Genomic DNA, 26,608 nt, shown 5'->3' with positions numbered 1-26,608 from the left:
CCGCCCCGGTCAGGAGCGCGGTGCGCCGGGCTGCCGGCCGGTGGCGTCCCGGGCCGTCAGGAAGGCCCGCATGCCCCGGCTCAGCGCCTCCCGCTCGGCGGGCCGCATGCCGGCCAGCACCGCGGCGAGCGCCTGGGACCTGAGCGCGGCCACCTCGTCCAGCACCTGCCGGCCGCGCCCGGTGAGAACCAGCTGCACCTCCCGCCGCTTGTGCGGGTGCAGCAGCCGCTCCAGCAGACCCGCCGCCTCCAGCCGGTCGCACAGCCGGCTGGCGGTAGGCGGGCCTATCTCCATGCCCTCGGCCAGCGCCGTGAGATTGAGCCCCGGCTCGGCCTCCAGGATGCGCAGCGCCCGCAACTGATGCGGCGACAGCCTGAGACTCGCGCCCTGGGCGGCCACCGACCACAGATTCGCCAGACCGTCCACGGCATCGGCGATCTCCCGCGCGACGGACGGGGGATCGCCACCCGGTCCGTTCGGCCGGTCGTCCCCCGAGCCGCTGAGGCGAGTCACGAATGCATCACTTTCAGTAATTGCCTGCCCAAACCGATACCACCCTCATTCAAACGCGGTACCCGACGAGCCGTCGCACAACCACCACCGGCCGGGCCATCGTAGGGACTTCCCGCTCGCCCCGGGGCGTCCGCCCCGGCCGGTGCCGGTGTCCGTATTTCCGCCACATGGCCGAAATCAGCCCTCCGCTGCCGTCTGATCACATCCGCCTGAGACCGAACGGATCGCGGCAAGTACGCTTCATTCATTGCCGCATGGCAATAAGCAGCTCCGAGAGGCTCGGCCAAGGCGTTGGAGGGGAAGCAGGAACCGATGCTCCCAACACAGCATGGGCTTGCCGGCGTACCCGTTCCCCGCGACGCCGCCACCGCCGCGGACGCGGCCTGGGCCTGGCACGAGCCGTCGGTGCTCCTGATCGAGGACGACGAGGCGGACGCCCTCCTCGTGGAGGAACTGGTCGCCGACTGTTCCCCGGGGATGCGGCTGACCTGGGTCCGTTCCCTGGCCGAGGCGGGCGCCGCGCTGGCGGCGGAGGCGCCGGACTGCGTCCTGCTGGACCTGCACCTGCCCGACTCCCACGGCCTGGAGGGCGTGGCCCGGGTGCGGCGGTACGCGGACGTGGCGGTCGTGGTGCTCACGGGCCTCGCCGAGGAACGCACCGGGCTGGCCGCGGTCGCCGCGGGCGCGCAGGACTACCTGGTCAAGGGGCGCGTCGACGCGGAACTGTTCGCCCGCGCGGTCCGGTACGCCATCCAGCGCAAGCTGGCCGAGCAGGCGGCCGCGGCCCTCCAGGCGGGCCAGCTGCGGGCCGAGGAGAACCGGCGGCTGGAACGCGGCCTGCTGCCCACCCCGCTGCTCCGCGACGCGTCGGGCCTGGACATCGTCGCCCGCTATCTGCCGGGCCGGGAACAGGCGCTGCTGGGCGGCGACTTCTACGACGTCGTCCAGACCCCCGACGGCCACGTCCACGTCCTCGTCGGCGACGTCTCGGGGCACGGCCCCGACGAGGCGGCGCTCGGCGTGGGACTGCGCATCGCCTGGCGCACGCTCGTGGTCAGCGGTGCCGGCGGCGCCGGGCGCCTGAGCACGCTGGAGGAGATCCTCGTCGCGGAACGCACCAGTGACCACATCTTCGCCACGCTGACCAGCCTGGAGCTGCCGCCGGACGGCCGCTCGGCCCGGGTGACGCGGGCCGGCCACCCCGGGCTGCTGCTGCGCTCCGGCGACCGCGTGGACTGGGTCGAGGTGCCCGGGGGACCCGCGCTCGGGGTGCTGCCGGACGGCCTGGCCCGCTGGCCCGTCGCCGAACTCGCCCTGCCGCCCGGCGCGGGAGTCGTCCTCTTCACCGACGGCCTGTTCGAGGGACGGACCGGCCCCGGACACCAGCGCCTCGGCGAGCAGGGCCTGCTGGATCTGGCCCGCTCGATCGCGACCCTGCCCCCGGAGGCGTTCGTGGACGAACTGATCGGCCGTGCCGAGGCACTGGCCGAGGACCACGGCGGTCTCGCCGACGACGTGGCGGTGCTGCACCTGCGGTGGCACCGGCAGCCCGAATGAACGAGGAAGAGTGACGGTGACAACGCCCCCCGTATCGCCCGGCCCCCGCGACCGCGGCCGGCTCACCGTGCAGGGCTGGTTCCATCTGGCCCTCGCCGTGATGATCACCCTGGTCGTGGCCGGCTCGGTGGTCGGCACGGAACTGCTGGCCCGCACCTCGCGCGTCTCCGACCGGCTGACCGAGAACATCCAGCCGGCCCGCGCCGAGGCGCTCCGCCTGCAGAACGCCCTGCTGGACCAGGAGACCGGCGTGCGCGGCTACGTACTCGGCGCGGACCGCCAGTTCCTCGTCCCGTACACCGAGGGCCGGCAGGCCGAGCGCGACGCCGCGTCCCGGCTGCGCGCCCTCGTCGGCGACCGGCCGGTCCTGCGCGACGACGTGAACACCATCGAGCGCGCGGCGGCCGACTGGCGCCGCACCTACGCCGATCGCCTGATCGCGGGCGTCACCCCGGGCGCTCCCCGGCCCGCCGACAAGGCCACCACCGCAGGCGGCAAGGCCGCCTTCGACCACATCCGCGCGCTGTTCGGCACGCAGAACCGCAACCTGACCGAGGCCCGGGAGCACAGCCGCAGCGAGCTGTCCCACATCCGCACCGTACGGAACTGGGTGCTCGGCGGCATGGTCGCCGCCTTCCTGATCACCGCAGTGGTCCTGGCCGTCCTGGTGCACACCCTGGTCGCCCGGCCCCTGGCCGGACTGCGCGCCGCCTCCCGCCGGGTCGCCCAGGGCGACTTCCAGCACCGCATCGTTCCCGAAGGGCCCGCCGACATCCGGGCCGTGTCCGGTGACGTCGAGGCGATGCGCCGGCGCCTGGTGGCGGAGCTCGACGCCTCCCGCGTCCAGCAGGACCACCTCACCCGCCAGGCCGCCGACCTGGACGCCCAGGCGGTGGAGCTGCGCCGGTCCAACGCCGAGCTGGAGCAGTTCGCCTACGTCGCCTCCCACGACCTCCAGGAACCGCTGCGCAAGGTCGCCTCCTTCTGCCAGCTGCTGGAGAAGCGGTACGGCGACAAGCTCGACGAACGCGGCACGCAGTACATCGCGTTCGCCGTGGACGGTGCCAAGCGCATGCAGATCCTGATCAACGACCTGCTGACGTTCTCCCGGGTCGGCCGGGTCAACGACGCCCACGTCCCCGTGGCCCTGGACAAGACCCTGGACAAGGCGGTGGCCAACCTCACGGCGGCGGCGGAGGAGTCCGGCGCGGTGATCGAGCGCCCGGCCGAACTGCCCGAGGTGACGGGCGACCCGACGCTGCTGGTCATGCTGTGGCAGAACCTGCTCGGCAACGCCATCAAGTTCCGCCACCCCGAGCGCGCGCCCCGCGTCGTCGTCACCTGCGAGCCCGATCCCGACGCCGGCGAGGACGGCGCGGCCTGGCGGCTGAGCGTGACGGACAACGGGATCGGCATCCCCGAGGAGTTCGCCGAGAAGGTCTTCGTCATCTTCCAGCGCCTGCACGGCCGGGACGCCTACACCGGCACGGGCATCGGCCTGGCCGTCTGCAAGAAGATCGTGGAGTTCCACGGCGGCAGGATCTGGATCGACACCGCCCACACCGGCGGCACCCGCTTCAGCCTCACGCTGCCCGCCACCGCGGCCGGCCGCCCCGCGTCACCCGACGCGACGGCGCCCGCCCGCACCACCCCGGAAGGACAACCCGCATGACCACGCCCCCCACAGAGCCCATCGAGGTGCTCCTCGTCGAGGACGATCCCGGCGACGAGCTGATGACCCGGGAGGCGTTCGAGGACAACAAGATCGGCAACACGCTGCACGTCGTCCGCGACGGCGAGGAGGCCCTCGACTTCCTCTACCGCCGCGGGGACTACGCCGGGGCCCCGACCCCGGACCTGATCCTGCTCGACCTCAACCTGCCCAAGTACGACGGCCGGCAGGTCCTCGAACGCATCAAGTCCGATCCGGACCTCGCCCACATCCCCGTGGTGGTCCTGACGACGTCCTCCGCCGAGGAGGACATCCTGCGCAGCTACAAGCTGCACGCCAACGCCTACGTCACCAAGCCCGTCGACCTCGACCAGTTCATCGCGGCGGTCCGGCAGATCGACGAGTTCTTCGTGACGGTCGTGCGTCTGCCCCGGCCGAACATGTCGTAGCCGGGGCAGGACGCGGGGCGGGGCGGGGTCAGCCGGTGGCGAGCATCCCCGCGCGCAGTCGCGCCACGATGCGGGAGATGAGCCGGGAGACGTGCATCTGCGAGACGCCCAGCTCCTGGCCGATCTCCGCCTGGGTCCGCTCCTCGACGAACCGCAGGTGCAGGATCCGCCGCTCACGCTCGTCCAGGGACGCGACGAGCGGGGCGAGGGCGTGGAAGTCCTCCACCAGTTCCAGGGCGCTGTCCTCCTCGCCGATGAACTCGGAGAGGGCCGCCTCGCCCTCCTCGGCGTCGCCGGTGATCGCGGCGTCGAGGGAGGCGGAGGTGTAGCCGTTCGCCGCTATCTGGACCTCGACGACCTGCTCTTCCGTGAGGTTCATCAGGGCGGCCAGCTCCGAGACCCGGGGCGCGCGTCCCAGCCGGCTGCGCAGCTCCTCGCTCGCCTTGGCGAGTTCGGTGCGCGCCTCCTGGAGCCGTCGCGGCACGTGCACGGACCAGGAGGTGTCCCGGAAGAACCGCTTGATCTCGCCGACGATGTACGGCACCGCGAAGCTGGTGAACTGCACGTCACGGGAGATCTCGAACCGGTCGATCGCCTTGATCAGACCGATCGTGCCGACCTGGACGACGTCCTCCATGTCCTGGCCGCTGTTGCGGAACCGGCGCGCGGCGAAGCGCACCAGGGACATGTTCATCTCGATGAGCGTGTTGCGCGCGTACTGGTACTCGTGCGTGCCTTCCTCCAGCACGGCGAGCCGGTCCAGGAACGTCTTGGTCAGCTCCCGGGCGTCCTGGGGCGCGACCTTCTGCGGATCCGCGATCTCCGGCAGCTCCGTGCCGGCGTCGGTCGTCGTAGCGACGAGTCCCGTCGTCATCCCAGGCCCTCCCTGCCGTTCACGCCCACTCCGACGAGCGGGCTCTCTGGGCGGCGCCTACCCGGGCGGTCACCCATCATGCGCACTTTTTTTGATGTCCGCGTTTCCCGGCACACCCGCGGTGAACACGGCGACCGCGCAGGCTCCACGACACGTTCACGGAGCCCACCCTTGTTCGTTTAACTTTCCTTTCCTTTTCCCCTCATTGGATGGATCCGGCCACAGGGGTGACAATGAGCCCTGTCCCGGTCCGGGAGCACGGGGGTTCGGGGGGTTTCGTGCTCCGTCGTCCACGTATGTCCGGGTCGGTGCTCCCACCCGTCCGGCCTCGGCCGTCGGTCTGACGGCCCCCACGGTCGGTCTCAACGGAACGGGTGGACCAGCCTTGCAGCGTGACATAGAAGTGAAGCTCCTGCGCACCCTGCTGGCCGTCGTGGAGGAGGGCGGGTTCGCCCGGGCCGCCCAGTCGCTGCACGTCACCCAGCCGACCGTCAGCCAGCAGGTGCAGCGGCTCGAATCGATCGTCCAGGCCCCGGTGTTCCACCGCACCAAGCGCCCGCTGCGGCTGACGCCGGCCGGGCGGGAGCTGGTGAACCACGCCCGGCACGTGATCAGGCTCAACGGCGACGTGCTCGACCGGGTGTCGGCCCTGTGCAGCCAGGAGACGCTGAGCATGGGCTGCTCGATCCACTTCGCGGACGGGCTGGGCCGGATGTTCTCCCGGCTGGACGCCGAGATGCCCCACCTGCGGTGCGCGATGGTGACCGACCTCAGCGCCGCCCTCGCCGACCGGGTCGCCGAGGGCGACATCGACGCGGCCCTGCTGCTCGGCACCAGGACGCCCCGCTCGGAGATGCTGGGGCGGGTGCGGCTCGACTGGTTCGGCAGCCCGCCGCCCACGGCCGGGCGCGGGGTGCCCATCGCCCTGCTCGGCGGCAGCTCCGCGCTGAGCCGGCACATCGCCGAGACGCTCGACCGCAACGGCGTCGCCTGGTACTCCGTCCCCTGGTGCGCCGACCCGCACACCGTACGGGCCTCCGTCCAGGCCGGTCTCGCCTGCACGGCGCTGTGCGAGAACTCCCACCAGAAGCACCCCGGGATCCGCCCGACGCCGCCCGGTGTCCTGGGCCCCGCCCCCTCACCCCTCCCCGTCTACCTGGCCTTCTCGCCCGCCGTGCGCGAGTCCGTCGTGGACGCCGTGCGGGCGGTGGCCCGGATGATCCTGGCCGGTACGCCGGTCGGGCCGCCCTGACCGGCTGCGGAGACGTTTCTCCAGCGGCGGCGGGCGGTGGTGCGCTCCGGCGGCGGCCCGCGCCGCGAAGGCCCGGGGGAACGGCCGTCCGGGCACGGGCCGCCGCCGGAGGCGCCGGGGGCCGCTCAGTAGGAGCCGCGGCCCGCTCCCCGCGCCGACAGCTTCGGGCCGTACGGCGCGGAGTCCAGCCACTCGCCCGCCCTGCGGCCGGCCTCGGCCACCGCGGCGGCGGCGCGCTGGCGCAGCCAGAGGGAGGGGCTCTGGGCCAGCATGTGTTCCAGCGCGGCGGCGGCGCAGGCGCGGTTGTAGGCGGCCGCCTCCTTGCGTTCCCGGGCGAACCGCGCGATCGCCGCGCCGGCGGCGGCCCGGTCGCCGTCTGCGTCCAGGGCCCGGGCGATCGCCTCCACCGCCCGGACGGCGTCCGGGATGCTGGAGTTCATGCCCCGCGCGCCGAACGGCGCGAACAGATGGGCCGCCTCGCCGGTCAGCAGGATCCGTCGGTGGGTGTCCGTGAGACGCTCCGCGACCTGCTGGGCGAAGCGGTACGTCGACACCCAGCGGACCCGGTCGCCGTACGCCTCGGGAAGGATCCGCGGGATCCAGCGGCGCAGGCCCTCGGGGGAGACGAACCGCTCGGGGTCGTCGTGCACCAGCAGGTTGAGGTCGACCCGCCAGCCGCCGGTGAACGGCACGGTCAGCACGTTGCGGCCGCCGACGCCCGGATGGCGGTAGTGGAAGACGCGCTCCATCGGCAGCGGGTTGTGCTCCGGGTCGTCGTCGAGGTCGACGACCACGAACGTGTTCCGGGACCGCGGGCCCTCCAGGGGAGCGCCGATCGCCGAGCGCAGCGCGGAGCGGGAGCCGTCGGCCGCGACCACGTAGCCGGCCTGCCACTCGCGGCCGGCGGAGTCCTGGAGCAGGACGCCCTCGGGGGTGCTCAGCGCCGAGACGATCTCCACCCCCCAGTGGAACTCCACGCCCCGCTTGCGGCAGGCCGCCGCCATCAGGTCCTCGGTGATCACCTGCGGCAGGCTGGTGAAGTGCGGCAGACCCTCGCGGGTGCTCGGCGGGTAGGTGCGGGTGTAGACCTCCTTGCCGGCCCAGAACGAGCGTTTCGTCGCCCACATCACGCCGCGGCCCGCGATCTCGTGCCCGAGGCCGGGGCTCAGCCGCTCCAGTTCGCGCAGCGAGGCGCCGTGCAGATAGGCGGCGCGGCTGCCGGGCCGTACGGTGCTCTCCGTGCGGCGTTCCAGGACCACCGCGGGCAGCCCGGCGGCGCGCAGGGCCAGGGCCGCGCCGAGGCCGGCCGGACCGGCGCCCACGACGAGGACCGGGTGGCAGGGGGTGGGACCGGTGCTCGTGCTCACGCCGTCTCCTTGGCGAGGTGGAGGGTGGTGGGGGTGAAGCGGACGATGCGGCCGTCGAGGCCGCCGGTCAGGGCCGCGTGCCACACCGCGGTGCGGATCGCGGACTCGTCGCGGCGCAGCACGGCCTCGTCGGCGTCGGTGCTCAGTTCGAGGTAGTCGCCGGTCCGCCGGGCGGTCAGCCCGGCGGCCTCGGCGGCGTGCGCCACGGGCCGGAACTCGGGCACGTCGAGCACGTACAGGGCGAGGCTCACCGGCGGGCTCCTTCCGTCTCCTTGCGGATCAGCTCCGCCTTGCGCCGCCACAGCGCCTCCACCGACGGCCGCGGGGACTCGGCGACGTCGGCGAGCGCCCGGACCGTCAGCTCGGCGTCCCGGGCGTCGGTCCCCGTCATGGGCCGCAGCGGACGGGTGATCTCCAGCTGGATGCCGTTGGGGTCGTCGAAGTAGACGGACTCGATCAGTTCGTGGGCGAGCGGCCGGGTGACCCGGACGCCGTGGCCCTTCAGGCGCTCGCGCCAGGCGAGGAGTTCCTCCTCGGTGTCGACGTGGAAGGCCAGGTGCCGCGAGCGGTGCATCAGGTCGCTGGGGGCGTCCTCCTCGGGCAGTCCGAAGTAGTAGAAGAAGGCGATGCGGTTGCCCGCGCCCATGTCGAAGAAGAAGTGCACGAAGTCCGGGTAGTCCTCGGTGACCCAGCCGGTGGCGGTGATGGCGTGCACCAGCGGCAGGCCGAGGGCCTGGGTGTAGAACTCGACGGTGGCGCGGGGTTTCCAGGTGACGAAGGCGAGGTGGTCGACCCCGTCCACGCGCAGGACCGGCGGACCGGCCGGGGGACGGACGGGCGGTGACGCGGTTGCCAATGCTCCTCCAGTGGTTGGGGCAGGGGCGCTGCACGTGGGGCCGGGGCCGGTTCAGCTCGCGGGACGCCCCCGCAGGCCCGTCCCGGTGATGGCCGCCCCGAGCAGCAGGGTCAGCCCGCCGACGACGAGCGCCCACTTGGTGCCGCCGGCGTTGGTCGAGGACAGGTTGAGCACCACGCCGAGGACGGCGACGCCGAGGGAGGCGCCGACCTGGCGGGCGGAGTTGAGCGCGCCGGCCCCGATGCCGGCCAGCTCGGGCGGTACGGAGCTCGCCATGCCGGCGACCAGCGCGGGCAGGGCGAAGGAGACGCCGAAGCCGAAGGCGAGCAGACCGATCACGGTGGCGGTCAGCGCCAGGGCGGAGTCCCCGGTGAACGGCGCCTGGAGCAGCGCGCCGACGCCCATCAGGACGAACCCGAGGGTGGCGGGGCGGCGCGGGCCGACGCGGCCGACGAGGCGCCCGGTGTAGATCGGGTTGAAGGCGGTGGGCAGGGTCAGCGGCAGGAACGCCAGGCCGGCGCTGAAGGAGGAGTAGCCGCGGCTCTCCTGGAAGAACAGCGACAGCACGAACAGCAGCCCGGACAGGCCGAAGTTGGCGAGCAGGCCGGAGGCGAGCGCGGCGGAGAAGCCACGGCTGCGGAACATGCGCAGCGGCAGCATCGCCGCGTCCCCGGCCCGCGACTCCGCGGCGAGGAACACCGCGGCGGCCGCGGCGGCCAGCACCAGGGAGCCGACGACCCATCCGGCCCCCCAGCCCTTGGCCGGGCCCTCGATCAGCGCGTACGACAGGGCGCCCAGGGCGACGACCGCGCCGGCCTGGCCGGTGACGTCGAGGCCGCTGCGCTGCTTGAGGGCGGTCTCCGGGGCCAGCCGCAGTGTGATCACGAAGCTGACCAGCGCCAGCGGCACGTTGATGAGGAAGATCGCGCGCCAGCCGACGGTGTCGGTGAGCGCGCCGCCCACCAGGGGACCGGCGGCCAGGGCGAGTCCCGTGATGGCGGCCCAGTTGCCGACGGCGCGGGCGCGGTCGGCGGGGTTGCTGTAGGCGTTGGTGATCACCGCCAGGGAGGCGGGCAGCAGCAGCGCCCCCGCCACACCGAGCGCGAGGCGCAGGGCGACCAGCGCGCCGAGGGTGTTCGCGGCGGCGGACACACCGGAGAGGACACCGAAGGCGGCCAGACCCCACAGGAACACCCGCCGGCCGCCGAGGCGGTCGGACAGCCAGCCTGCCGTCAGCAGCAGGGCGGCGAAGGTGATGGTGTAGCCGTTGGTGACCCACTGCAGACCGCTCAGCCCGACGTGGAGGCTGGTGGAGATGGCGGGCAGTGCCACCGAGACGATCGTCATGTCCAGCAGGACCATGAAGTAGCCGAGCGAGAGCCCGACCAGCAGGGTCCGCGAGGGCTTGTCGGTTCGTGCCGGTGCGACGGAAGCCCGCTGCGGTTCCGCCTGCGTCGACATGTAATTCTCCTTCGTTCGATTGCGTGAATTACCGCCATAGAAGAGGAAGTTGCGGGGGCGGCACAAACCATTCAAGCGGACCGGAAAGGCGAATTGCCGCTGGTGACGACGGGAATGCCCTATGGGTAACATCGGCTGAGCCGATGGGTCGACCTAGGGGGAACCACGACGTGGAGCTACGGCATCTTCGGACGTTCGAGACGGTCGCCCGGACGCTCAGCGTCACCCAGGCGGCCAGAGAACTGCATTACGCGCAGTCCAGCGTCAGTGATCAGATCCAGGCACTGGAACGCGAGCTGGGGGTGGACCTGCTCGACCGTTCCCAGCGGCGGGTGCGGCTGACCCCGCAGGGCGAGACGCTCTCGGAGTACACCGGGCGGATCCTGAAGCTGCTGGAGGAGGCGCGCTGGGCGGTGTGCCGGCCCGGCACGGAGGTGGCGGTGGGCGCGCTGGAGACGGTGGGCCTGCATCTGCTGCCGGGGGTGCTCTCGCGGTACCGCGCGCTGTACCCGGAGGCGCGGGTCCGGGTGACGCAGGGCAACCGGGGGGAGCTGTACAACGCGGTGCGCCGCGGTGACGTGGACGTGTGCCTGACCTTCGGCGCTCCGCCGCCGGACGCGGGGCTGCTGGCCGAGACGCTGGCCGAGGAGCCGCTCGTGGTGATCGCCCCGCCGGACCATCCGCTGGCCGAGCGCGGCCGGGCACCGCTCGCCGAACTTGTCAAGGAACCGTTTCTGGCCACCGAACGCGGTTGCGGCTTCCGGGAGATGTACGACGGCGCGTTCTCCGGCGCGACCGCCAAGGAGCCGGTCGCGGAGGTGTCGAGCATCGGTACCCTCGGCGCGTGCGTCGCCGCGGGGATGGGGTGCGCGCTGCTGCCGCACGTCGCGGTGCGGGCCCAGGCGGACCGGCGCGAGGTCGCGGTGATCGAGGTGGAGGACGCCCGGTTGCGCACGGCGGTCACGATGACGTGGCTGGACCGCAACTCGGCCAACCCCAACCTGGTCGGTCTCCAGACGGTGCTGCGCGGGCAGCTGGCCGGCTGACGCGGGCCGCGCGCCGCCGGTCACGCTCCCGCCTCCGCACGGCTCGCGGGCGCCACCGGGGTGCGCCGGGGCGGTTGCCGGGGCAGCGGGGGCAGTGCGATGGTCCGCAGCCGGGCGCGGGCGATCTTGCCGGTCACGGTGGTGGGCAGCCGGTCGACGACGACGAGCTGTTCGGGGAGTTTGTAGGTGGCCAGGCCCTTGCCGGCCAGGTGCCCGGTGACGTCCTCCAGGGTGAGGCGCGTGCCCTCGCGCAGCGCCACGAGCAGGCAGGAACGCTGGCCGAGGCGGGGGTCGGGGCGGGCGACGACGGCGTGCTGGGCCAGTTGCGGCAGGTCGTCGAGGAGTGCCTCCACCTCCAGCGCGCTGAACTTCAGCCCGCCCCGGTTGATCAGCTCGTCGGCACGGCCCCGGTAGACGACCGAGCCGTCCGGCCGCAGCGCGGCCAGGTCGCCGGTGCGCAGCCAGCCGTCCGGGGTGAACGCGGCCCGGGTCGCCTCGGGGGCGCGGTGGTAGCCGGCGAACATCCAGGGGCTGCGGTACTCGAGTTCGCCGGTCTCGCCGGGCGCGGCCGGACGGCCGTCGCGGCGGACGCGTACGGCCGCGCCGCGGGCGGGCCGGCCGATGGTGCCGGTCGCCTCGGGCGGGTCGTCGGGGCGGGTGTACGTACCGGCGCCGATCTCCGTCATCCCCCACTGCACGACGAGCCGGGCGCCCAGCACGCGCCGTACGCCGTCGGCCAGTTCGCGGGGCACGGGGGCGCCGCCGGTGCGCACCTCGCGCAGCGTGGGCGGGGCGCCCGGCGAGCCGTCCGCCGGCAGGGCGAGCAGGTCGCGCAACTGGGCGGGGACGGCGAAGGCGGCGGTGGCGCCGCAGCCCCGCAGGGCGGCGGCGAAGGCGCGGGGCTCCCAGGCGCCGGACAGGCCCACCGCCCCGCCGGTGACCAGGGCGAGATGCACGGAGAGCAGGCCGAAGGCGTGGCTGAGCGGGCTCGCGGAGACGAGGGTGTCCCGGCCGTCGAAGCCGCCGTCCGCCGCCACGGCCGCGGCGTTGCCGAGGAGCCCGGCGTGGCTGTGGACGCACAGCTTCGGCCGCTGGGAGGTCGTCCCGGAGGACGCCAGCAGCACCAGGGGGGCCGCCGGGTCGGCGGGCGGGGGAGGCAGCCGGACGGCGGCCGGGTCCGGTGCCGCGTCGAACAGAGCGGCGAGGTCCGGCAGCCCGCCGGCGGCGGGGCCGGCGGGGACTGCGGGGCCGGTGGCGGCAGGATCCGCGGGGACCACCGGGCCGGTGCCGGCGGGTCCGGTGGCTCCGGCGGTGGTGGACACCCAGACGTGCCGCAGCCCGGGGCAGTCCGCGCGCAGGGCGCGGATCTCGCCGAGGCGGTCGTGTCCGCGCCGGCCGGCGGCGGCCACCAGCGCGACCGCGCCGGACTGCTCGATCAGCGCCCGCGTCTCGCGCGGTCCGTAGGCGGCGTGCAGGGGCAGCAGCAGGACACCGAGCCGGGCGGTGGCCGCGTGCAGCACCACCAGCTCCCAGGAGTTGGGCAGTCGGGCCGCCAGCACGTCACCGGCCGCGAGCCCGTGCCGGTGCAGGGCCGCCGCGGTGCGTTCGGCCCGGTGCAGCAGGTCCCGCCAGGTCCACCGGCGGTCGCCGTCCCAGACGGCCGGGGCCGAGCGGCGGCCGGCCGCGCGGACCAGGGCGTCGGTGAACGTGCCGGGCGAGGCGGGGAAATCGGGGGGTGGAGCGTTCACGAGGAAACCTCCGTCGCGGCAGAACGAATCAGGCGCTGCCTTGCGAGAGGGGATTCTGCGGGGCGCCCGATCGCCTCGTCCAGCATCGCCCGATAAGGAATTCCCATCTCGTCCGCGCGACCGGGCTCGATAAGAAAGCTCAATGAAGAGCGAAGACCTCGACGGCTGCCCAGGGTGTTCCGTCGTCACCCCCGCGATGTCGTTCGGCACCCCCGATGAGTCCCATCGGGAGCGACGAACCCCGGATTCCCCGACGGTAAGAAACATCAATAAGGAATGCGTGCGTTCCGCTTCCCCGGGGATCCGGAAAAAGTCCGGCCCGGATCGATCGCCACCCCCGATATAGGTCATCTACAAGACCGAATCATCGCGTTTGCGCAGCTCACGACGGTGCTACGGGCCGGTAACCCGCACTCTCCGCCTTTCTTGCACTCCGCGCCGGCGGATCGCTCTTGCCCGGAAACCGAAGAGCTGCACAGAATTCCGGCGGCCCTGAGGCAGGAGGTATCAATGGCCTTCGTTCAATCCTCCGGCACCACCCACCCGTCCTTCCGGCAGACCGCCGGTCCGGCCGCCGACGGCGCGTTCCGCGCGGCCGACCTGCGCCGCCTGGACGAGGTGATCCGCGACGCCCGGCACGCCAGTACCGCACCGGCGTCCGAACTTCTCGCCCCGCTGCGGCCGGACGGCCTGGCTGCCGCGCTGACCGAGCGGGAGTGCACGTTCGACCACTGCGCCGTCCTGTTGTTCCCCGTCACCCTCGACGCGGGCCTGCGCCACCTGGAGGAGCGGGGGCTCGCGCCCCTTCCCACCGTGCCCAGCACCGTGGTGCGGGCCCGGCTCGCGGCCCGGCACGGGCTGGACCCGGCGCGCTGCGAGGTCCACATCACCCGCCTGCGGCTCCGGCTGCCGGACGGGCGGCGGCATCCCGCCGTCGAGGTCTTCCTCTTCCCGCGCGACAGCGGGGCGTTCGACGAGCGGGTCGAGGCGGCGGAGTCCGCGTACGGCTTCGAGAACCACACCGCGTTCGTCGTGGACCGTCCCTCCGCGCCCCTGCTGGGCCGGCTCGTCACCGCCTGGCACACCGAGGCGGGGCTGCTGTGGGAGGGCGGTGGCCACAACCCGCACGAGGGCGGCCCGCTGGGATCGACCGTGACGTACTTCGTGCGCGACCACCGGCGTCCCGCCCGCCGGCGCCGCTTCGAACTGCACTGCGCCGGCGACCTGCGCGCCGCCGTCGCCGGCCTGCCCCGCCCGGCCGAGGCGGTCCGCCGCGCGTACGAGGCGTGGCCGGCCGCCCCGGACCACCCGGAGGCCTGAGCCGGACCCGCGGGGCCGCGGGCCCCCGCGCCCCGTCCCGTCGCCCCACCCTGCGCACCCATCCCCTAGACCACCGGGAGTACCCGTGCTGCGGAACGAAACGCTCAGGAACATCGCGCTCACGCCCGAACTCCACGACTACCTGCTCACCCAGGGCAGGATGGTCCCCGACCCGCTGCTGGCGGAGCTGGCGCAGCGGACCCGGGAGGCGATCCCGGACCAGGCGCACATGGTGGTCGCCCCCGAGGAGGCCGCCCTGCTGACCTTCCTGGTGCGGCTGCTCGGCGCCCGCACCGTCGTGGAGGTCGGCACGTTCACCGGCTCGTCCTCGCTGTGCCTGGCCCGCGGGCTGGCCCCCGGCGGCTCCCTGATCACCTGTGACGTCTCCGCCGAATGGACCGCGCTGGCCCGCGAGTTCTGGACCCGGGCCGGTGTCGCCGACCGCGTCGAGCTGCGCCTCGGCCCGGCCGTGTCGACCCTGCGCGCCCTGCCCGCCGAGCCGCACCTGGACCTCGCCTTCATCGACGCCGACAAGCCCGGCTACATCGACTACTGGGAGGAGCTGGTCCCCCGGATGCGGCCGGGCGGCCTGATCCTCGTGGACAACACCCTCTTCAGCGGCCAGGTGATCGACGAGTTCCCGGGGGTCAAGGCCGCCGCCGTCCACGCCTTCAACGAGCACGCCCGCAAGGACGAGCGCGTCGAACTGGTCCTGCTGCCGGTCGCCGACGGACTGACGCTGGCGCGCCGGCTGCCCGCCGACGGGTCGCCGTTCTGATGGCTCCCGCCACCGCGCCGCACGCGATCGCGCCGACCCCAGGAGGACGACCGTGACCGGGCTCACGCGCCCCGGGTATCCGCTGCACCCGCTCGCCGTCGAGGTGCCCCTGGACGATCTCGACGAGGACTTCCCCCGCGACCTCGGCGCGGCCCCGCAGCAGCCCGCCTGGCACGACCCCGTCCAGGCCGCGGCGGCCCGCGCCGAACTCGCCCAGCTGCCCGGCCTGGTGACCGGGGAGGAGGTGCGGCTGCTGCGGACCCTGCTGGCCGAGGCGGCGGCCGGCCACTACCTGGTGATCCAGGCCGGCGACTGCGCGGAGGACCCCGCCGAGTGCACCCCGTCGGCGGTCCTGCGCAAGGCGGGCCTGCTGGACGCGCTGGCCGGGGTGATGCTGGCGGGCACCGGCCGGCCGGTGGTGCGCGTCGGCCGGATCGCCGGACAGTTCGCCAAGCCGCGCAGCGCGCCCACCGAACGGGTCGGCGGACGCGACCTTCCGGTCTACCGGGGCCACTTGGTCAACGCGCCGGAACCGACCGAGGCGGCCCGCCGCGCGGACCCGCGCCGCATGCTGGACTGCTACTACGCCGCCCACCGCGCCGTGACGTATCTGCGCCAGCGCACCAGCGACTGGGCGCTGCCCACCGGCGCCCCGGTGTGGACCAGCCACGAGGCGCTGGTCCTCGACTACGAGCTGCCGCTGCTGCGGCGCACCACCGCCGGCCACGTCCTGCTGGCCTCCACCCATCTGCCGTGGATCGGCGAACGCACCCGGCACCCGGACGGCCCGCACGCCCGGATGCTGGCGCAGGTCACCAACCCGGTCGCCTGCAAGGTCGGCCCGGCGACCCGCCCGGCGGACCTGCTCGCCCTGTGCGCCCGGCTGGACCCGGACCGCGAACCGGGCCGGCTGACCCTGATCTCCCGGATGGGCGCGTCCGCGGTGCGCACCGCGCTGCCGCCGCTGGTCGGCGCCGTCCGCGAGGCCGGGCACCGGGTGGCGTGGCTGTGCGACCCGATGCACGGCAACACCGTCAGGGCGCCGTCCGGGGCGAAGGTCCGGGTGGTGCGGACGGTGGTGGAGGAGGTCCGCGCCTTCCTGGAGGTGGTCACCGAGGCCGGCGGCACGCCCGCGGGCCTGCACCTGGAGACCACCCCGTACGACGTCGCCGAGTGCGTCCGGACGGATCCGGCCGAACTCGGCGCCCCGCCGGCCGGGCCGGGGCCCGCCACCCTGTGCGACCCCCGGCTCAACCCCGAGCAGGCGCTGGAGGTGGCCCGCGCCTGGGCGGCCCCGCCCGCCTGACCCCCATGCCACCGCCATCCCGACGATGAGAGGAACCCCTGTCGTGTCCGAGACCGTGATCCGTGAGAACGACGGCACCTACGCCATGATCAACGTCTTCCACGTGGAACCGGAGAAGCAGCGGGAGCTGGCCGAGGTGCTCGGCGAGGGCGCCGAGAAGTTCATCCGGCACCGGCCCGGCTGCATCTCCGTGAACATCCTGACCAGCCTCGACGGCAAGCGCCTGGTCTACTACGCCCAGTGGCGCAGCAAGGCCGACATCAAGGCCACCATGGGCGACCCGGACGTACAGGTGTACCGGGACCGGGCCGCCGCGCTGGCCCAGCCCGACCCGCACGCGTACACCGTGTTCGCCGTCCACCACCCGGAGAGCTGACCTCCGCACCGCCCGCCCGCCCGGCTCCGCACCGCCCCCGCTCCCGCGGCGGTGCGGGGCCGGTTCCCCGCCGCCCCCTTCCCCGGGTAAGGAGACGCCCGAACCATGTCCCGTCGCCTGTTCACCTCGGAGTCCGTGACCGAGGGCCACCCCGACAAGATCGCCGACCGGATCAGCGACGCCGTCCTCGACGCGCTGCTCGCCCAGGACCCCGCGTCCCGGGTCGCCGTGGAGACCCTGATCACCACCGGCCAGGTGCACGTGGCCGGCGAGGTCACCACCACCGCCTGGGCGGACATCGCCGGCCTCGTCCGCGAAACGATCCTGGACATCGGCTACGACTCCTCCAAGAAGGGCTTCGACGGCGCCTCCTGCGGTGTGTCGGTGTCCATCGGCGCGCAGTCCCCGGACATCGCCCAGGGCGTCGACACCGGCGGCGCCGGCGACCAGGGCCTGATGTTCGGCTACGCCACCGACGAGACCCCCGAACTGATGCCCCTGCCGATCCGCCTCGCCCACCGCCTGGCCCACCGGCTCTCCCGGGTCCGCAGGAACGGCCGGGTCCCCTATCTGCGCCCGGACGGCAAGACCCAGGTCACCATCGAGTACGACGGCGACAAGGCGGTCCGTCTGGACACGGTGGTGGTCTCCTCCCAGCACGCCTCCGACATCGACCTGGAGTCGCTGCTCGCCCCCGACATCCGCGAGTTCGTCGTGGAGCCGGAGCTGAGGGCGCTGCCGGAGGAGGGCATCAAGCTGGACACCGAGGGCTACCGTCTGCTGGTCAACCCGACCGGCCGCTTCGAGATCGGCGGCCCGATGGGCGACGCCGGCCTGACCGGCCGCAAGATCATCATCGACACGTACGGCGGCATGGCCCGTCACGGTGGCGGCGCCTTCTCCGGCAAGGACCCGTCCAAGGTGGACCGCTCGGCCGCGTACGCGATGCGCTGGGTCGCCAAGAACGTCGTGGCGGCCCACCTGGCCTCCCGCTGCGAGGTCCAGGTCGCCTACGCCATCGGCAAGGCCGAACCGGTCGGGCTCTTCGTGGAGACCTTCGGCACCGCGCGCGTCCCGCAGGACGTCCTGGAGAAGGCCATAGGCGACGTCTTCGACCTCTCCCCGAAGGGGATCATCCGCGACCTGGACCTGCTCCGCCCGATCTACGGCCGGACCGCCGCGTACGGCCACTTCGGCCGCGAGCTGCCCGAGTTCACCTGGGAGCGCACCGACCGCGCGGACGCGCTGCGCGCCGCGACAGGGGTGTGAGATGCGCATCGCCGTCACCGGATCCATCGCCACCGACCACCTGATGACGTTCCCGGCCCGCATCACCGACCAGCTGCTGGCCGACCGCCTGGACCGGGTGTCGCTGTCCTTCCTGGTGGACACCCTGGAGATCCGCCAGGGCGGGGTCGCCGCCAACATCGGTTACGGGCTGGCCCGGCTGGGGTACCGCCCGCTGCTGGTGGGGGCGGTCGGCGCCGACTTCGCGGAGTACGGCGCCCGGCTGTCGGCGCTGGGCGTGGATACCGGTGCCGTCCTCGTCTCCGCCACCCGTCACACGGCCCGCTTCCTGTGCACCACGGACCCGGACGGCAACCAGATCGCGTCCTTCTACCCGGGCGCGATGACGGAGGCGGCGCGCATCGACCTGACCCAGGTCGCCGCCGACGCGGACCTCGTGCTGATCGGCGCGGACGACCCGGCGGCCATGCTGCGCCACACCCGCGCCTGCCGGGCGCTGGGGATCCGCTTCATGGCCGACCCGTCCCAGCAGCTGGCCCGGCTGGACGGCCCCGCCGTCCGCGCGCTCGTGGAGGGCGCCGACCACCTGTTCACCAACGAGTACGAGCAGGGACTGCTGCTGCGGAAGACCGGCTGGACCAGGGAACAGGTCCTGGACCGGGTCGGCACCTGGGTGACCACGCTCGGCGCGAAGGGCAGCCGTATCGACCGCGCGGGGGAGCCCCCGGTGGAGGTGGCCGCCGCCCCGGCGACCGAGGTCGCCGACCCGACGGGCGTCGGCGACGCGTTCCGCGCGGGCTACCTCGCCGCGCTGGCGGCCGGCCGGTCCGCGCCCGATGCCGCCCGCACGGGTTCGGTGCTGGCGTCCCTCGCCCTGGCGACGGTGGGCACCCAGACCTACGAACCCGACCCCGCCGCGCTGCCGTCCCTGCTCGCGGCGGCCTACGGCGCTCCCTCCGCGTGACGGTCAGCCGGGGCCACCCGCCGATCCGCTGGCGGCACGGCGGTACTCGGCGTTGATGCGCTGTGCTTCCTCCAGCTGGTCCTCGAGGATGACGATGCGGCACGCGGCCTCGATCGGGGTCCCTCTGTCGACGAGCTCGCGGGCGCGAGCGGCGATCCGCAGTTGGTAGCGGGAGTACCGGCGATGTCCTCCCTCCGAGCGGAGCGGAGTGATCAGCCGGGCCTCACCGATGGCCCGGAGGAAGGCCGGGGTGGTGCCGAGCATCTCTGCTGCCCTGCCCATGGTGTACGCGGGGTAGTCGTCGTCGTCCAGACGATCATTCAGAGGGTTGTCCGATGTCATGTCACCTCGCTGTGCAACGCGTCGAGGGGCCCTGGTGCCGTACGGCACCAGGGCCCCGAAGGAAATTCAACACCATCTGTCGGCCCTACTGCTGTGCCGACCTTCTGTTTCCGCTACCCGGCCCGACAGGGCGGAGCGGGGGATCGCAGCTGCTTGACCGGGGACCACCATCCATTCCGGGGTCTTGCGGTACCCGGTCCGAGTGCCTCTCGGGCCGGGCGATCCTGATGGCGTCTGCTCCTCCATTCCTCTCTGGATCAACCTCTGAATGAACCGGTACTGCTGTCGGCGGCCCTTCCGCGCGCGTCCGGGGACGCTGCGGCCGCCACCCGCCAGTTCGTGTCTGCCGGGGCTCCTTGACCTCGTCTACGAGAGAAAGCGTACCCACACAGGCGACAGAAATCTACTGCGACAAGAAGAGATTTCACTCTTCCAGTGGAGAAGGAAGCGCGGCCCGGTCCGTCCTGCCGGTGGGTGCGGGAGCCGCGTCCCGCCGTCCCCGCGGTCACTTCGGGCCCCGCGGGCGGTGCGCGGGCGGGCGGGCCGAATAAGCTCTGGTGTCATGTCGAACCCTGATGAGCTGCTCGTCGCCATCTCCGCCGCGGTGGAGTCCGAGCGGAGCAATCAGATGTCGCTGACCGTGGTCGTCGGCGGAGCCGTCATCACCGGCCGGCTGGCTCCCGAGGCGGTGTGGCGGGAGCGGGTGGCGGAGGTCCTGAAGGACTCGGACCGTCTCGGCCCGTTCTCGAACGTCTTCACCCGGGGCCCGCGCGGGTCCCGGGCCGATCGCGGCGAGGCCCCCACGCATCTGCACTTCCATCTCGCCCGCATCCTGCAAGGCAGCCTCGGCATCCCGGAGACGGGAGGAATGTACCGAGTCGCGATCAAGGACGTCAGCGCATGGACCGTCGGCGACATCAGCTACTCCGACCAGTGAGCCGCCGGCTCCGCCCCTGAGCCGCCGCCCGGGCCCGGCGCCCGGCCGGCGCTTCCCGAGCGGACGGTGACATGACAGCGGGGCCCTGTCGACAGCTGTCGACAGGGCCCCATCACATGCGTTCCCGAGGGCGGTCTCCCGCCCGTCCTCACACGGCCGCGGTGGCGGTGCCGGTGCCGCCGAGCAGTGCCGACGCGGCCTGGAGCGCGGTGGGAGCGCCCTCGGCCGCGGCCCGGGGGCCGTCGTGGCAGGTGAAGCCGAGGCGCGTCATGGCCCGGGTGACCTCGCCGGCGCTGAAGTCACGCGGGTCCTGCCGGGTGAGGACCCGGCCCACCTGCTTGACGGGGTAGCGGCGGCGGCCGATGGTCACGGACGCACCCGTGATCGGCTCGGGCTTGACGCCCTTCATCGAGTCCAGCACCCCGGTCCGGGTCAGGTCGAACGGGTACCGGGCGATGACACAGCGCATGATGCCTCACAGGGGAGAAGACGGGGGAGAGGGGGAACGGGCCGCCCCGGCCGGCCGGATCAGCCCGTAAGGGCGAGCGCGCCGGGAGCCCGGCCGTACGCACCGGCGTCACCGGGGCGGGCGCCGGACGGGCACGGCGACCCGTCGAGGACGTCCCGCAGCCGGATCCGGTCCGTGTACGCCGAGCTGTCGCGCAGGCCGGCGAGCCGGACCCGGGTGACCAGGCCCGTGCTGCGGTCGTCCTCGTCGCACACCGTCAGGTACTCGACCCGGGCACCCGCCATGACGGCCAGGGCCACCTCGACGGTCATGTCGTCCCAGACCCGGGGACCGTGCCCTTCGCCGTCCTCGCCCAGGGTCACCGGAGCGGGGTCCGGCATGCGGTGCTGTGTCCGTGCTGGCGTCAAGGGTGACTCCTTCGATGGGGAACGGGACGGCGGGGGCCCCTCGCGCCTTCCGGGAGGCCACGTGGGAGACCACGAAGGCCCCGGGCGGGGCGGGGGGCCGCTCCGGGCTACGCGGCCGACTCGTTGCCGGGCCGCCGCTGGGCCCCGCGCCGCATTCCCGCACCGACGGGACGGCCCTGTCCCGGCCGGCCGCCCTGCCCGGCACGGCTCCGGCGGTTCCGGGACGGTGCGGAGCCGGACGCGCGGCGGGGGCGTTCCACGGCGGGCGCGGTGATGACCACCGGGACCCCGGAGGGCGCCTGGGCGCCGGTGATGCGGCTCAGCTCCGCCTCGCCCGAGCGGACCGGGGTGACGTGCGGGGTGATGCCGGCCGAGGCCATCAGCCGGGTCATGTCGCGGCGCTGGCCGGGGGTCACGAGGGTGACGACACTGCCGGACTCCCCGGCGCGGGCCGTACGGCCGCCCCGGTGCAGGTAGTCCTTGTGGTCGCTGGGCGGGTCCACGTTGACGACCAGGTCGAGGCTGTCGACGTGGATGCCGCGCGCCGCGACGTTCGTGGCCACCAGGACGGTGACGTGACCGTCCTTGAACTGCGCCAGGGTCCGGGTGCGCTGCGGCTGCGAGCGGCCACCGTGCAGGGCCGCGGCGCGGACACCGCTGTTCAGCAGGTGCTTGGTCAGCCGGTCCACCGCGTGCTTGGTGTCCAGGAACATGATGACCCGGCCGTCCCGGGCCGCGATCTCGGTGGTCGTGCGGTACTTGTCGGCGTCGTGCACGTGGAGCACGTGGTGCTCCATCGTGCTGACGGCACCGGCCGACGGGTCGACGGAGTGCACCACCGGGTCGGTCAGGTAGCGGCGCACCAGCAGGTCGACGTTGCGGTCCAGGGTGGCCGAGAACAGCATCCGCTGACCGTCCGGGCGGACCTGGTCGAGCAGGGCGGTGACCTGGGGCATGAAGCCCATGTCGGTCATCTGGTCGGCCTCGTCGAGCACCGTGATGCTTACGTCGGCGAGGTGGCAGTCCCCCCGCTCGATGAGGTCCTTGAGCCGGCCGGGGGTCGCGACGACCACCTCGGCGCCGGTGCGCAGCGCGCCGGCCTGCCTGCCGATGGACATCCCGCCGACGACGGTGGCGAGCCGCAGGCGCACGGAGCGGGCGTAGGGCGTCAGCGCGTCGGTGACCTGCTGGGCCAGCTCGCGGGTGGGGACGAGGACCAGGGCCAGCGGGCGGCGCGGTTCGGCGCGCCGGCCCGCCGTACGGGCCAGTGCCGCGAGTCCGAAGGCGAGGGTCTTGCCGGACCCGGTACGGCCGCGGCCGAGTACGTCACGGCCGGCCAGGGAGTTCGGCAGGGTCGCCGCCTGGATCGGGAACGGTGCGGTCACGCCCTCCTGGCGCAGGGTGGCCAGCAGCGGCGCCGGCATGTCGAGATCGGCGAACGTCTCGACGGCGGGCAACGCGGGCGTCACCGTCTTCGGCAGCGCGAACTCGCCTCGCACGGGCTGCCGGTTTCCAGAGCCGCCCGAGCGGCGCGGGGCACCGGAGCGGCCGCCGCCACTTCCGCCGGAGCGGTCGTATGAGCGGGTGGTGCGCGTACGCGTGGAACTTGTGCGCGAGTTCTTGGCTGTGCGGTTCATGCGGAACCTTCCTTGATGCGGGCGCGTATCAAGGAGTTTCCGCGGCAGAAAGAGCGGCGCAGAGAATCGCGAGAACGGGCCGAAAATGACAGGGCCGAATTGCCCTGGAAATAAAGCGAGCCGGGGCCCGCACCCCAAGGTGCGGGCCCCAGCTGTGAAGAATGCGTCGCTTCCGCGGATCAGGCGGTGACGATGTTCTCGGCCGTCGGGCCCTTCTGGCCCTGCGCGATGTCGAACGACACCTTCTGGCCTTCCTGCAGCTCACGGAAGCCCTGGGCGGCGATGTTCGAGTAGTGGGCGAAGACGTCGGGGCCGCCGCCGTCCTGCTCGATGAAGCCGAAGCCCTTTTCCGCGTTGAACCACTTCACGGTACCAGTAGCCATTTTGTTTCTCCTTCGGAGACGGTGCCAGGAACACGCCCTGTGCGTATTCCATGTCGCCGTGATGATCAGCCGTCGGAAAAACCTTCTGGCAACCACACCTGCAACTGATGACGACACTAGCACGCCGAGGCGGGCCCTGCGCGGTCCGCAATTCCGCCCCCGTCTGTGGCCGCAGGAATATGTAGCGCGTGCCGAGTCGATATCTCATGTCGCCACCACAGATATTGCCTCCCGGGACCACGGCATTACCATCGGTCGGTCCACCGGCAGCCCTCTGACCTGGTACGAAGCACCGTTCGCACCCGCTGGCGTCCCCACCGGACAGACCGTCCGAAAACCCACGGAACCCCGGACGGGAGACGAAGCCCACATCACCCCACCGGGTCAGTCCCCGTCCCCCCGGGCCGGCTGTTCAGGAGAACACGACGGAGCGCAGCAGCAATCGCTCGGACGCTCCCGCGCCCGGCCGCAGACTGTAGTAGACGTCGCCCTCGCAGTCGGCGTCGAGGAAGACGGTGGCGGTGGCGTTCGTGAGGTTCTTCGGCGCCCTGGACACCGTTCCGGGCGCGGCGGCGGGCGTGGGGAGGTTGACGCACTCGCGGCCGGCGGGGTTGTTCAGGAAGCCGACGGCGTCGTACCCCTCCGCGGTGGTGTAGGTGTAGCGGAACTGGCCGGTTGCCGCGGCGGCCGAGCCCGGAACGGCCAGCAGCAGGACGAAGGCACTGCAGGCGGCGCCGACGGCCGCCGTGACGGAACGAAGAGACACAGGGGTTTCCTTCTGTCGGGTACCGGTACGGTCAGTGCCAGCGATGCCCCGACGCCGCCGGGATAGACGCGTTGTCCCCCGAACGGGGGTCGGTGATCACCCCTGGAGCGAGCGGGCCCCCGGGCTGTCGCCCGCGAAACGCCACCCCGTGGCGATCTCGCCGCCGACGGCCGGCCGGCCGGCCTCGTCGTCCCGGAAGGGAAGCGGACCGGTGCCGGTCGTCTCCTGGCGGACATGTTCGGCCTCGCGCTCAAGGCGCCGGATTCCTCGTCGCGGGGGGAGAGAGGCGTCCGTGTGGGCCCCGCACGGTGCCGTGGTCGGGGCCGAAGGCGACACCTTGCCGAACCCGGACCCGGGGCCGAGGGGGCGGCGTGCGGCGGGCGGGATCGCGAGAGCCGGTCCCCATCGAAGATGCCGACGAGATGGACGCGCGGACGGAGAAAAGCACGGCCGGAACTCCGCACCGGGCGGCGGCGGGGCGCCGCCCGGTCCCGGTGGACGCGAGGGGCACGGGCCGCCGCCGTCGGCCACGGCGCGAACGTGGACCCCGGACCCCGGACCCCAGGCGTCACCGCGAGAGCGCGCCGGTTGCCGCGCCGGAGGCTCAGGCCGTCACGTGCTGCCGGCCGGGCTGATCGCTGCGGTCGGCCTCGTCCTGGACGAGCAGGGAGAGGAGCGCGGCCACCGTCAGGCCCTGGTTCGCCTCGGTGGGATGGCGAAGGATCTGCGTGGGATCGATCCGGTAGGTGTTCCCGCGCCCCTCCCGCCTGTGCGAGAGGTAACCGTCCCGTTCGAGGTCGGCGATGATCTTCTGCACGGCACGCTCGGTGAGCCGGCAGTGCGCCGCGATGTCGCGGATGCGCGCGTTCTGATTGTCCGCGATGGCGGCGAGTACGCGGGCGTGGTTCGTCAGGAAGGTCCAACCAGTGTGTGACTCGGGCACTCCGTCCATGCCCCGAGTTTACCCAACCCGACTTTCACGCATCCCGAAACACGTATTACCGTTCATGTATCGTTGGACGTGTCCCAGACTCGCTGGGAGGCGTCACCGTGGACGTCGGCGACCAGACGCGGGAGTGAACCATGCACGGCCCTGCCCACGGCGGCACGCCCATCGCGGTGCCCGGCTCCAGGGGCCCCGGAGGCGCCGCGACCGCCGCGTACGCTCCACGCGGAAGCCGGACCCGGGTGACGGTCCTGGGCGAACTCGACCTCGACTCCGCCCGCTCCCTGTGGCCCGACCTCTTCCAGGCGCTGGCCGACTCGACCACCGGCCTGGACCTCGACCTCGGCGGCGTCGACTTCTGCGACTGCGCCGGCCTCAACCTCCTCCTGGACCTGCGCAGACGGGCGATGAGCCAGAGCAAGACCGTCACCCTCGACACGGTCAGCCCCCCGGTCGCCGGACTGCTCACTCTCCTCGGCGCAGATGAACTGTTCCTGCTGCCACAAGCCGCGCAAAAGGGATAAAAGCCTCATAGAGGAACCCGCCAGGGGAACCCGACAACGGCAGCACCCTGGAAGGAGCCGAGATGAGCAACCCACAGGAGAACGAGTCCTCCCGCCCGCTCGAACACAGCCCAGAACGAGCGAGAGAAGGGATAGGGAAGCCCCAGACCTGTCTGGACAGGCAAAGCCGGGCCGGCCGCGCACGTGCCGTCCTTCTGTTGCGGAAGTGCCGCCTGGGCCGGTAACCGCCTGTCCCAAGAGGGCGTCTTGTCCTACGTTGTGGGCAGCACCGAAGCGTCGACGGGGTGGAGACAGCTGTGGGTAACGGGGCCACGCTCGCGGAGCGCATCGCCGACAGGCGTGCGGGGACGGGCGATCCACGTGCACTGGTGGGCGCTTTACGGCGGGCGTTGCTGCTCGTGCCGCTCGACGGCGGCGGCCTGTGGACGGCCCGCTTAGGCGGGATCCGCTGGGTCTGTGCCTTCACCGACGAGCAAACGGCCGCCCGGTTCCTGATCCGGTACGGCCGGGGTGACTGGGAGTGGGAGTACGCGGAACTTCTGGGTGCCAGGTTGCTCGACGAGATCGTGCCGGCGATGGCGGAGCCGGCCGGCATCGCGGTCGACGTGGCCGACGAGAACAGGGCGATGCTCTTCCCGCCCGTCGTGGGCATCGTGCCCGAAGCCGTCGCGGTGGACGCCGAAGCCGAAGGGCCGGCGGCGGGCGCCGCACAGTCCGCTGTCACGGGATTCGGGCCAGCGTGGGGAGGCGCGCACTGATGGGGGACAGCGCCAAGGATCTGCACGTCGACGAGTACAGCGTGCGCAGGCTCACTCGTGGTCTGCGGGACGCCATCGGGGAGTTGAGGGACGTCGGCTCCGCCACGGGCGCCGTCCTCGGCAAGGGCTTTTCCGACTTGGCGATGACCGGCATGGAGACCGGCCACCACGGCCTTTCCGTCGATTTCGAGGACTATTGCGAGCGGTGGGAGTGGGGGGTCCGGGCGCTTCTCCAGGACGCCAACGCCATTGCCGAGAAGCTCGGCCTGGCCGCCGGAGCGCTCTGGGAAGAGGACCAGTACGTCGGGACCGCCCTGAAAGTCGGCGTGAACGCCCTCGCCGGTGGCAATCCGCACGCCTCCGAAGAGGAGATCGGACAGCAGGACTGGGGTGATGTGTTCACCCCTGACTGGACGCGCCCGGACTACAGCCCGGAGTCCTTCCAGCGGGCCGGTGACGACATCAAGCAGACCTGGAAGGACACCGGGCACGCCCTGGTCACCGAGGGGAGAGGTGGTCAGCAGTCCCGGTTACTCAACGACCTGCTGGGTGTCGACCAGAAGCAGTTCGACCGGGCGGTTGACGACACCTTCGGGCCGTCGCCCGAGGAACGCGCGGCGCATCGGCAGGAGCACGGCGGGGGGAGTTAGTC

At 72.8% G+C, this 26,608-nt stretch carries 29 protein-coding genes; 15 read left to right on the top strand and 14 right to left on the bottom strand.

Features of this window, described 5'->3' with window-relative positions; all coding sequences use genetic code 11:
* Nucleotides 1-9 precede the first annotated feature (9 nt).
* Complete coding sequence (locus ACZ4W9_RS14580) at nucleotides 10-513, bottom strand: MarR family winged helix-turn-helix transcriptional regulator (RefSeq protein WP_467935603.1); 504 nt, start codon at nucleotides 511-513, stop codon at nucleotides 10-12.
* A gap of 312 nt (nucleotides 514-825) precedes the next feature.
* Here ACZ4W9_RS14580 and ACZ4W9_RS14575 point away from each other — a divergent pair, with 312 nt between their 5' ends.
* The 3 genes from ACZ4W9_RS14575 (at nucleotide 826) to ACZ4W9_RS14565 (ending at nucleotide 4,191) form a co-directional block, all read left to right on the top strand.
* Entirely contained in the window at nucleotides 826-2,070 is a 1,245-nt protein-coding gene (locus tag ACZ4W9_RS14575; protein ID WP_467935602.1) for a PP2C family protein-serine/threonine phosphatase, read from the top strand.
* Nucleotides 2,071-2,170: 100 nt separating this feature from the next.
* Nucleotides 2,171-3,742 carry a sensor histidine kinase gene (locus tag ACZ4W9_RS14570; RefSeq protein WP_467935716.1) on the top strand — a complete coding sequence of 524 codons (1,572 nt, stop codon included), beginning with the start codon at nucleotides 2,171-2,173 and terminating at the stop codon, nucleotides 3,740-3,742.
* A complete protein-coding gene (locus ACZ4W9_RS14565; protein WP_467935600.1) occupies nucleotides 3,739-4,191 on the top strand; it encodes a response regulator in 453 nt (150 codons plus the stop codon). Before ACZ4W9_RS14570 ends, ACZ4W9_RS14565 begins: the two co-directional genes overlap by 4 nt.
* A 28-nt stretch (nucleotides 4,192-4,219) precedes the next feature.
* Here ACZ4W9_RS14565 and ACZ4W9_RS14560 read toward each other — a convergent pair whose 3' ends face one another.
* Nucleotides 4,220-5,065 carry an RNA polymerase sigma factor SigF gene (locus ACZ4W9_RS14560; protein ID WP_467935599.1) on the bottom strand — a complete coding sequence of 282 codons (846 nt, stop codon included), beginning with the start codon at nucleotides 5,063-5,065 and terminating at the stop codon, nucleotides 4,220-4,222.
* A 385-nt stretch (nucleotides 5,066-5,450) separates the two neighbouring features.
* Here ACZ4W9_RS14560 and ACZ4W9_RS14555 point away from each other — a divergent pair, with 385 nt between their 5' ends.
* Nucleotides 5,451-6,317, top strand: coding sequence for a LysR family transcriptional regulator (locus ACZ4W9_RS14555; RefSeq protein ID WP_467935598.1), 867 nt, complete (start codon nucleotides 5,451-5,453; stop codon nucleotides 6,315-6,317).
* A gap of 125 nt (nucleotides 6,318-6,442) precedes the next feature.
* On the opposite strand, the gene ACZ4W9_RS14550 is transcribed toward ACZ4W9_RS14555, so the two are convergent.
* Genes ACZ4W9_RS14550 through ACZ4W9_RS14535 form a run of 4 tightly spaced genes read right to left on the bottom strand, consistent with a single transcriptional unit; the run spans nucleotide 6,443 to nucleotide 10,001 of the window.
* A complete protein-coding gene (locus tag ACZ4W9_RS14550; RefSeq protein ID WP_467935596.1) occupies nucleotides 6,443-7,684 on the bottom strand; it encodes an FAD-dependent monooxygenase in 1,242 nt (413 codons plus the stop codon).
* Nucleotides 7,681-7,935, bottom strand: a complete 255-nt coding sequence (locus ACZ4W9_RS14545) for a hypothetical protein (RefSeq protein WP_467935595.1) — start codon at nucleotides 7,933-7,935, stop codon at nucleotides 7,681-7,683. Before ACZ4W9_RS14545 ends, ACZ4W9_RS14550 begins: the two co-directional genes overlap by 4 nt.
* Nucleotides 7,932-8,540: a VOC family protein gene (locus ACZ4W9_RS14540; protein WP_467935594.1), complete on the bottom strand. Its 609-nt coding sequence runs from the start codon at nucleotides 8,538-8,540 to the stop codon at nucleotides 7,932-7,934. The genes ACZ4W9_RS14545 and ACZ4W9_RS14540 overlap by 4 nt, the downstream gene beginning before the upstream one ends.
* A 51-nt stretch (nucleotides 8,541-8,591) precedes the next feature.
* Nucleotides 8,592-10,001, bottom strand: coding sequence for an MFS transporter (locus ACZ4W9_RS14535; RefSeq protein ID WP_467935593.1), 1,410 nt, complete (start codon nucleotides 9,999-10,001; stop codon nucleotides 8,592-8,594).
* Between the two features lie 170 nt (nucleotides 10,002-10,171).
* Here ACZ4W9_RS14535 and ACZ4W9_RS14530 point away from each other — a divergent pair, with 170 nt between their 5' ends.
* The gene (locus tag ACZ4W9_RS14530) at nucleotides 10,172-11,047 is read left to right on the top strand and encodes a LysR family transcriptional regulator (RefSeq protein WP_467935591.1); all 876 of its coding nucleotides are present in this window, start codon (nucleotides 10,172-10,174) and stop codon (nucleotides 11,045-11,047) included.
* Between the two features lie 20 nt (nucleotides 11,048-11,067).
* Here ACZ4W9_RS14530 and ACZ4W9_RS14525 read toward each other — a convergent pair whose 3' ends face one another.
* The gene (locus ACZ4W9_RS14525; RefSeq protein WP_467935590.1) at nucleotides 11,068-12,795 is read right to left on the bottom strand and encodes a class I adenylate-forming enzyme family protein; all 1,728 of its coding nucleotides are present in this window, start codon (nucleotides 12,793-12,795) and stop codon (nucleotides 11,068-11,070) included.
* Between the two features lie 510 nt (nucleotides 12,796-13,305).
* On the opposite strand from ACZ4W9_RS14525, the gene ACZ4W9_RS14520 reads away from it, so the two are divergent.
* The 6 genes from ACZ4W9_RS14520 to ACZ4W9_RS14495 all read left to right on the top strand — a co-directional run bounded on the left by ACZ4W9_RS14520 (nucleotide 13,306) and on the right by ACZ4W9_RS14495 (nucleotide 18,787).
* Nucleotides 13,306-14,115: a hypothetical protein gene (locus tag ACZ4W9_RS14520; protein WP_467935589.1), complete on the top strand. Its 810-nt coding sequence runs from the start codon at nucleotides 13,306-13,308 to the stop codon at nucleotides 14,113-14,115.
* Nucleotides 14,116-14,200: 85 nt separating this feature from the next.
* Entirely contained in the window at nucleotides 14,201-14,893 is a 693-nt protein-coding gene (locus ACZ4W9_RS14515; RefSeq protein ID WP_467935587.1) for an O-methyltransferase, read from the top strand.
* A gap of 103 nt (nucleotides 14,894-14,996) precedes the next feature.
* Complete coding sequence (locus ACZ4W9_RS14510; protein WP_467935715.1) at nucleotides 14,997-16,199, top strand: 3-deoxy-7-phosphoheptulonate synthase; 1,203 nt, start codon at nucleotides 14,997-14,999, stop codon at nucleotides 16,197-16,199.
* A gap of 43 nt (nucleotides 16,200-16,242) precedes the next feature.
* A complete protein-coding gene (locus tag ACZ4W9_RS14505) occupies nucleotides 16,243-16,575 on the top strand; it encodes a putative quinol monooxygenase (protein ID WP_467935586.1) in 333 nt (110 codons plus the stop codon).
* 105 nt (nucleotides 16,576-16,680) lie between these two features.
* Nucleotides 16,681-17,844, top strand: coding sequence for a methionine adenosyltransferase (metK, locus tag ACZ4W9_RS14500; RefSeq protein WP_467935585.1), 1,164 nt, complete (start codon nucleotides 16,681-16,683; stop codon nucleotides 17,842-17,844).
* Nucleotide 17,845: 1 nt separating this feature from the next.
* Nucleotides 17,846-18,787, top strand: a complete 942-nt coding sequence (locus ACZ4W9_RS14495) for a carbohydrate kinase family protein (RefSeq protein ID WP_467935584.1) — start codon at nucleotides 17,846-17,848, stop codon at nucleotides 18,785-18,787.
* A gap of 3 nt (nucleotides 18,788-18,790) precedes the next feature.
* Here the strand turns inward: ACZ4W9_RS14495 and ACZ4W9_RS14490 are convergent, their stop codons facing one another.
* The gene (locus ACZ4W9_RS14490; protein ID WP_467935582.1) at nucleotides 18,791-19,129 is read right to left on the bottom strand and encodes a helix-turn-helix domain-containing protein; all 339 of its coding nucleotides are present in this window, start codon (nucleotides 19,127-19,129) and stop codon (nucleotides 18,791-18,793) included.
* Between the two features lie 562 nt (nucleotides 19,130-19,691).
* On the opposite strand from ACZ4W9_RS14490, the gene ACZ4W9_RS14485 reads away from it, so the two are divergent.
* Entirely contained in the window at nucleotides 19,692-20,066 is a 375-nt protein-coding gene (locus tag ACZ4W9_RS14485) for a hypothetical protein (RefSeq protein WP_467935581.1), read from the top strand.
* A 148-nt stretch (nucleotides 20,067-20,214) separates the two neighbouring features.
* Here ACZ4W9_RS14485 and ACZ4W9_RS14480 read toward each other — a convergent pair whose 3' ends face one another.
* The 6 genes from ACZ4W9_RS14480 to ACZ4W9_RS14455 all read right to left on the bottom strand — a co-directional run bounded on the left by ACZ4W9_RS14480 (nucleotide 20,215) and on the right by ACZ4W9_RS14455 (nucleotide 24,680).
* Nucleotides 20,215-20,535, bottom strand: coding sequence for an SCO5918 family protein (locus ACZ4W9_RS14480; protein ID WP_467935580.1), 321 nt, complete (start codon nucleotides 20,533-20,535; stop codon nucleotides 20,215-20,217).
* 59 nt (nucleotides 20,536-20,594) lie between these two features.
* Nucleotides 20,595-20,942: a CBS domain-containing protein gene (locus ACZ4W9_RS14475; protein ID WP_467935578.1), complete on the bottom strand. Its 348-nt coding sequence runs from the start codon at nucleotides 20,940-20,942 to the stop codon at nucleotides 20,595-20,597.
* 107 nt (nucleotides 20,943-21,049) lie between these two features.
* Entirely contained in the window at nucleotides 21,050-22,579 is a 1,530-nt protein-coding gene (locus tag ACZ4W9_RS14470) for a DEAD/DEAH box helicase (RefSeq protein ID WP_467935577.1), read from the bottom strand.
* Between the two features lie 179 nt (nucleotides 22,580-22,758).
* A complete protein-coding gene (locus tag ACZ4W9_RS14465) occupies nucleotides 22,759-22,962 on the bottom strand; it encodes a cold-shock protein (protein WP_020113641.1) in 204 nt (67 codons plus the stop codon).
* Nucleotides 22,963-23,374: 412 nt separating this feature from the next.
* Nucleotides 23,375-23,728: a hypothetical protein gene (locus ACZ4W9_RS14460; RefSeq protein WP_467935575.1), complete on the bottom strand. Its 354-nt coding sequence runs from the start codon at nucleotides 23,726-23,728 to the stop codon at nucleotides 23,375-23,377.
* Between the two features lie 604 nt (nucleotides 23,729-24,332).
* Nucleotides 24,333-24,680 (bottom strand): helix-turn-helix transcriptional regulator, encoded by a 348-nt coding sequence (locus ACZ4W9_RS14455; RefSeq protein ID WP_467935574.1) that lies wholly within the window; start codon nucleotides 24,678-24,680, stop codon nucleotides 24,333-24,335.
* A gap of 131 nt (nucleotides 24,681-24,811) precedes the next feature.
* Between ACZ4W9_RS14455 and ACZ4W9_RS14450 the strand changes: the two genes are divergently transcribed.
* The 3 genes from ACZ4W9_RS14450 (at nucleotide 24,812) to ACZ4W9_RS14440 (ending at nucleotide 26,606) form a co-directional block, all read left to right on the top strand.
* On the top strand, nucleotides 24,812-25,198 hold the full coding sequence (locus ACZ4W9_RS14450) for an STAS domain-containing protein (RefSeq protein ID WP_467935573.1): 387 nt from the start codon (nucleotides 24,812-24,814) through the stop codon (nucleotides 25,196-25,198).
* Between the two features lie 284 nt (nucleotides 25,199-25,482).
* On the top strand, nucleotides 25,483-25,956 hold the full coding sequence (locus ACZ4W9_RS14445; protein WP_467935572.1) for a hypothetical protein: 474 nt from the start codon (nucleotides 25,483-25,485) through the stop codon (nucleotides 25,954-25,956).
* Nucleotides 25,956-26,606, top strand: coding sequence for a hypothetical protein (locus ACZ4W9_RS14440; protein ID WP_467935570.1), 651 nt, complete (start codon nucleotides 25,956-25,958; stop codon nucleotides 26,604-26,606). The genes ACZ4W9_RS14445 and ACZ4W9_RS14440 overlap by 1 nt, the downstream gene beginning before the upstream one ends.
* Nucleotides 26,607-26,608: the final 2 nt, after the last annotated feature.

The sequence above is a fragment of the Streptomyces sp. NPDC029296 genome (assembly GCF_055569255.1).
The sequence above is the reverse complement of the archived record's forward strand: the minus strand, read 5'-3'. Positions and strand labels throughout refer to the sequence as shown.

Bases quoted from the DNA above. Each gene is read 5' to 3' on its own strand.
- ACZ4W9_RS14575 (WP_467935602.1), top strand. From the start codon at position 826: ATGCTCCCAACACAGCATGGGCTTGCCGGCGTACCCGTTCCCCGCGAC.
- ACZ4W9_RS14570 (WP_467935716.1), top strand. From the start codon at position 2,171: ATGATCACCCTGGTCGTGGCCGGCTCGGTGGTCGGCACGGAACTGCTG.
- ACZ4W9_RS14565 (WP_467935600.1), top strand. From the start codon at position 3,739: ATGACCACGCCCCCCACAGAGCCCATCGAGGTGCTCCTCGTCGAGGAC.
- ACZ4W9_RS14560 (WP_467935599.1), bottom strand. From the start codon at position 5,065: ATGACGACGGGACTCGTCGCTACGACGACCGACGCCGGCACGGAGCTG.
- ACZ4W9_RS14535 (WP_467935593.1), bottom strand. From the start codon at position 10,001: ATGTCGACGCAGGCGGAACCGCAGCGGGCTTCCGTCGCACCGGCACGA.
- ACZ4W9_RS14520 (WP_467935589.1), top strand. From the start codon at position 13,306: ATGGCCTTCGTTCAATCCTCCGGCACCACCCACCCGTCCTTCCGGCAG.
- metK (WP_467935585.1), top strand. From the start codon at position 16,681: ATGTCCCGTCGCCTGTTCACCTCGGAGTCCGTGACCGAGGGCCACCCC.
- ACZ4W9_RS14495 (WP_467935584.1), top strand. From the start codon at position 17,846: ATGCGCATCGCCGTCACCGGATCCATCGCCACCGACCACCTGATGACG.
- ACZ4W9_RS14490 (WP_467935582.1), bottom strand. From the start codon at position 19,129: ATGACATCGGACAACCCTCTGAATGATCGTCTGGACGACGACGACTAC.
- ACZ4W9_RS14485 (WP_467935581.1), top strand. From the start codon at position 19,692: ATGTCGAACCCTGATGAGCTGCTCGTCGCCATCTCCGCCGCGGTGGAG.
- ACZ4W9_RS14480 (WP_467935580.1), bottom strand. From the start codon at position 20,535: ATGCGCTGTGTCATCGCCCGGTACCCGTTCGACCTGACCCGGACCGGG.
- ACZ4W9_RS14470 (WP_467935577.1), bottom strand. From the start codon at position 22,579: ATGAACCGCACAGCCAAGAACTCGCGCACAAGTTCCACGCGTACGCGC.
- ACZ4W9_RS14465 (WP_020113641.1), bottom strand. From the start codon at position 22,962: ATGGCTACTGGTACCGTGAAGTGGTTCAACGCGGAAAAGGGCTTCGGC.
- ACZ4W9_RS14455 (WP_467935574.1), bottom strand. From the start codon at position 24,680: ATGGACGGAGTGCCCGAGTCACACACTGGTTGGACCTTCCTGACGAAC.
- ACZ4W9_RS14450 (WP_467935573.1), top strand. From the start codon at position 24,812: ATGCACGGCCCTGCCCACGGCGGCACGCCCATCGCGGTGCCCGGCTCC.
- ACZ4W9_RS14440 (WP_467935570.1), top strand. From the start codon at position 25,956: ATGGGGGACAGCGCCAAGGATCTGCACGTCGACGAGTACAGCGTGCGC.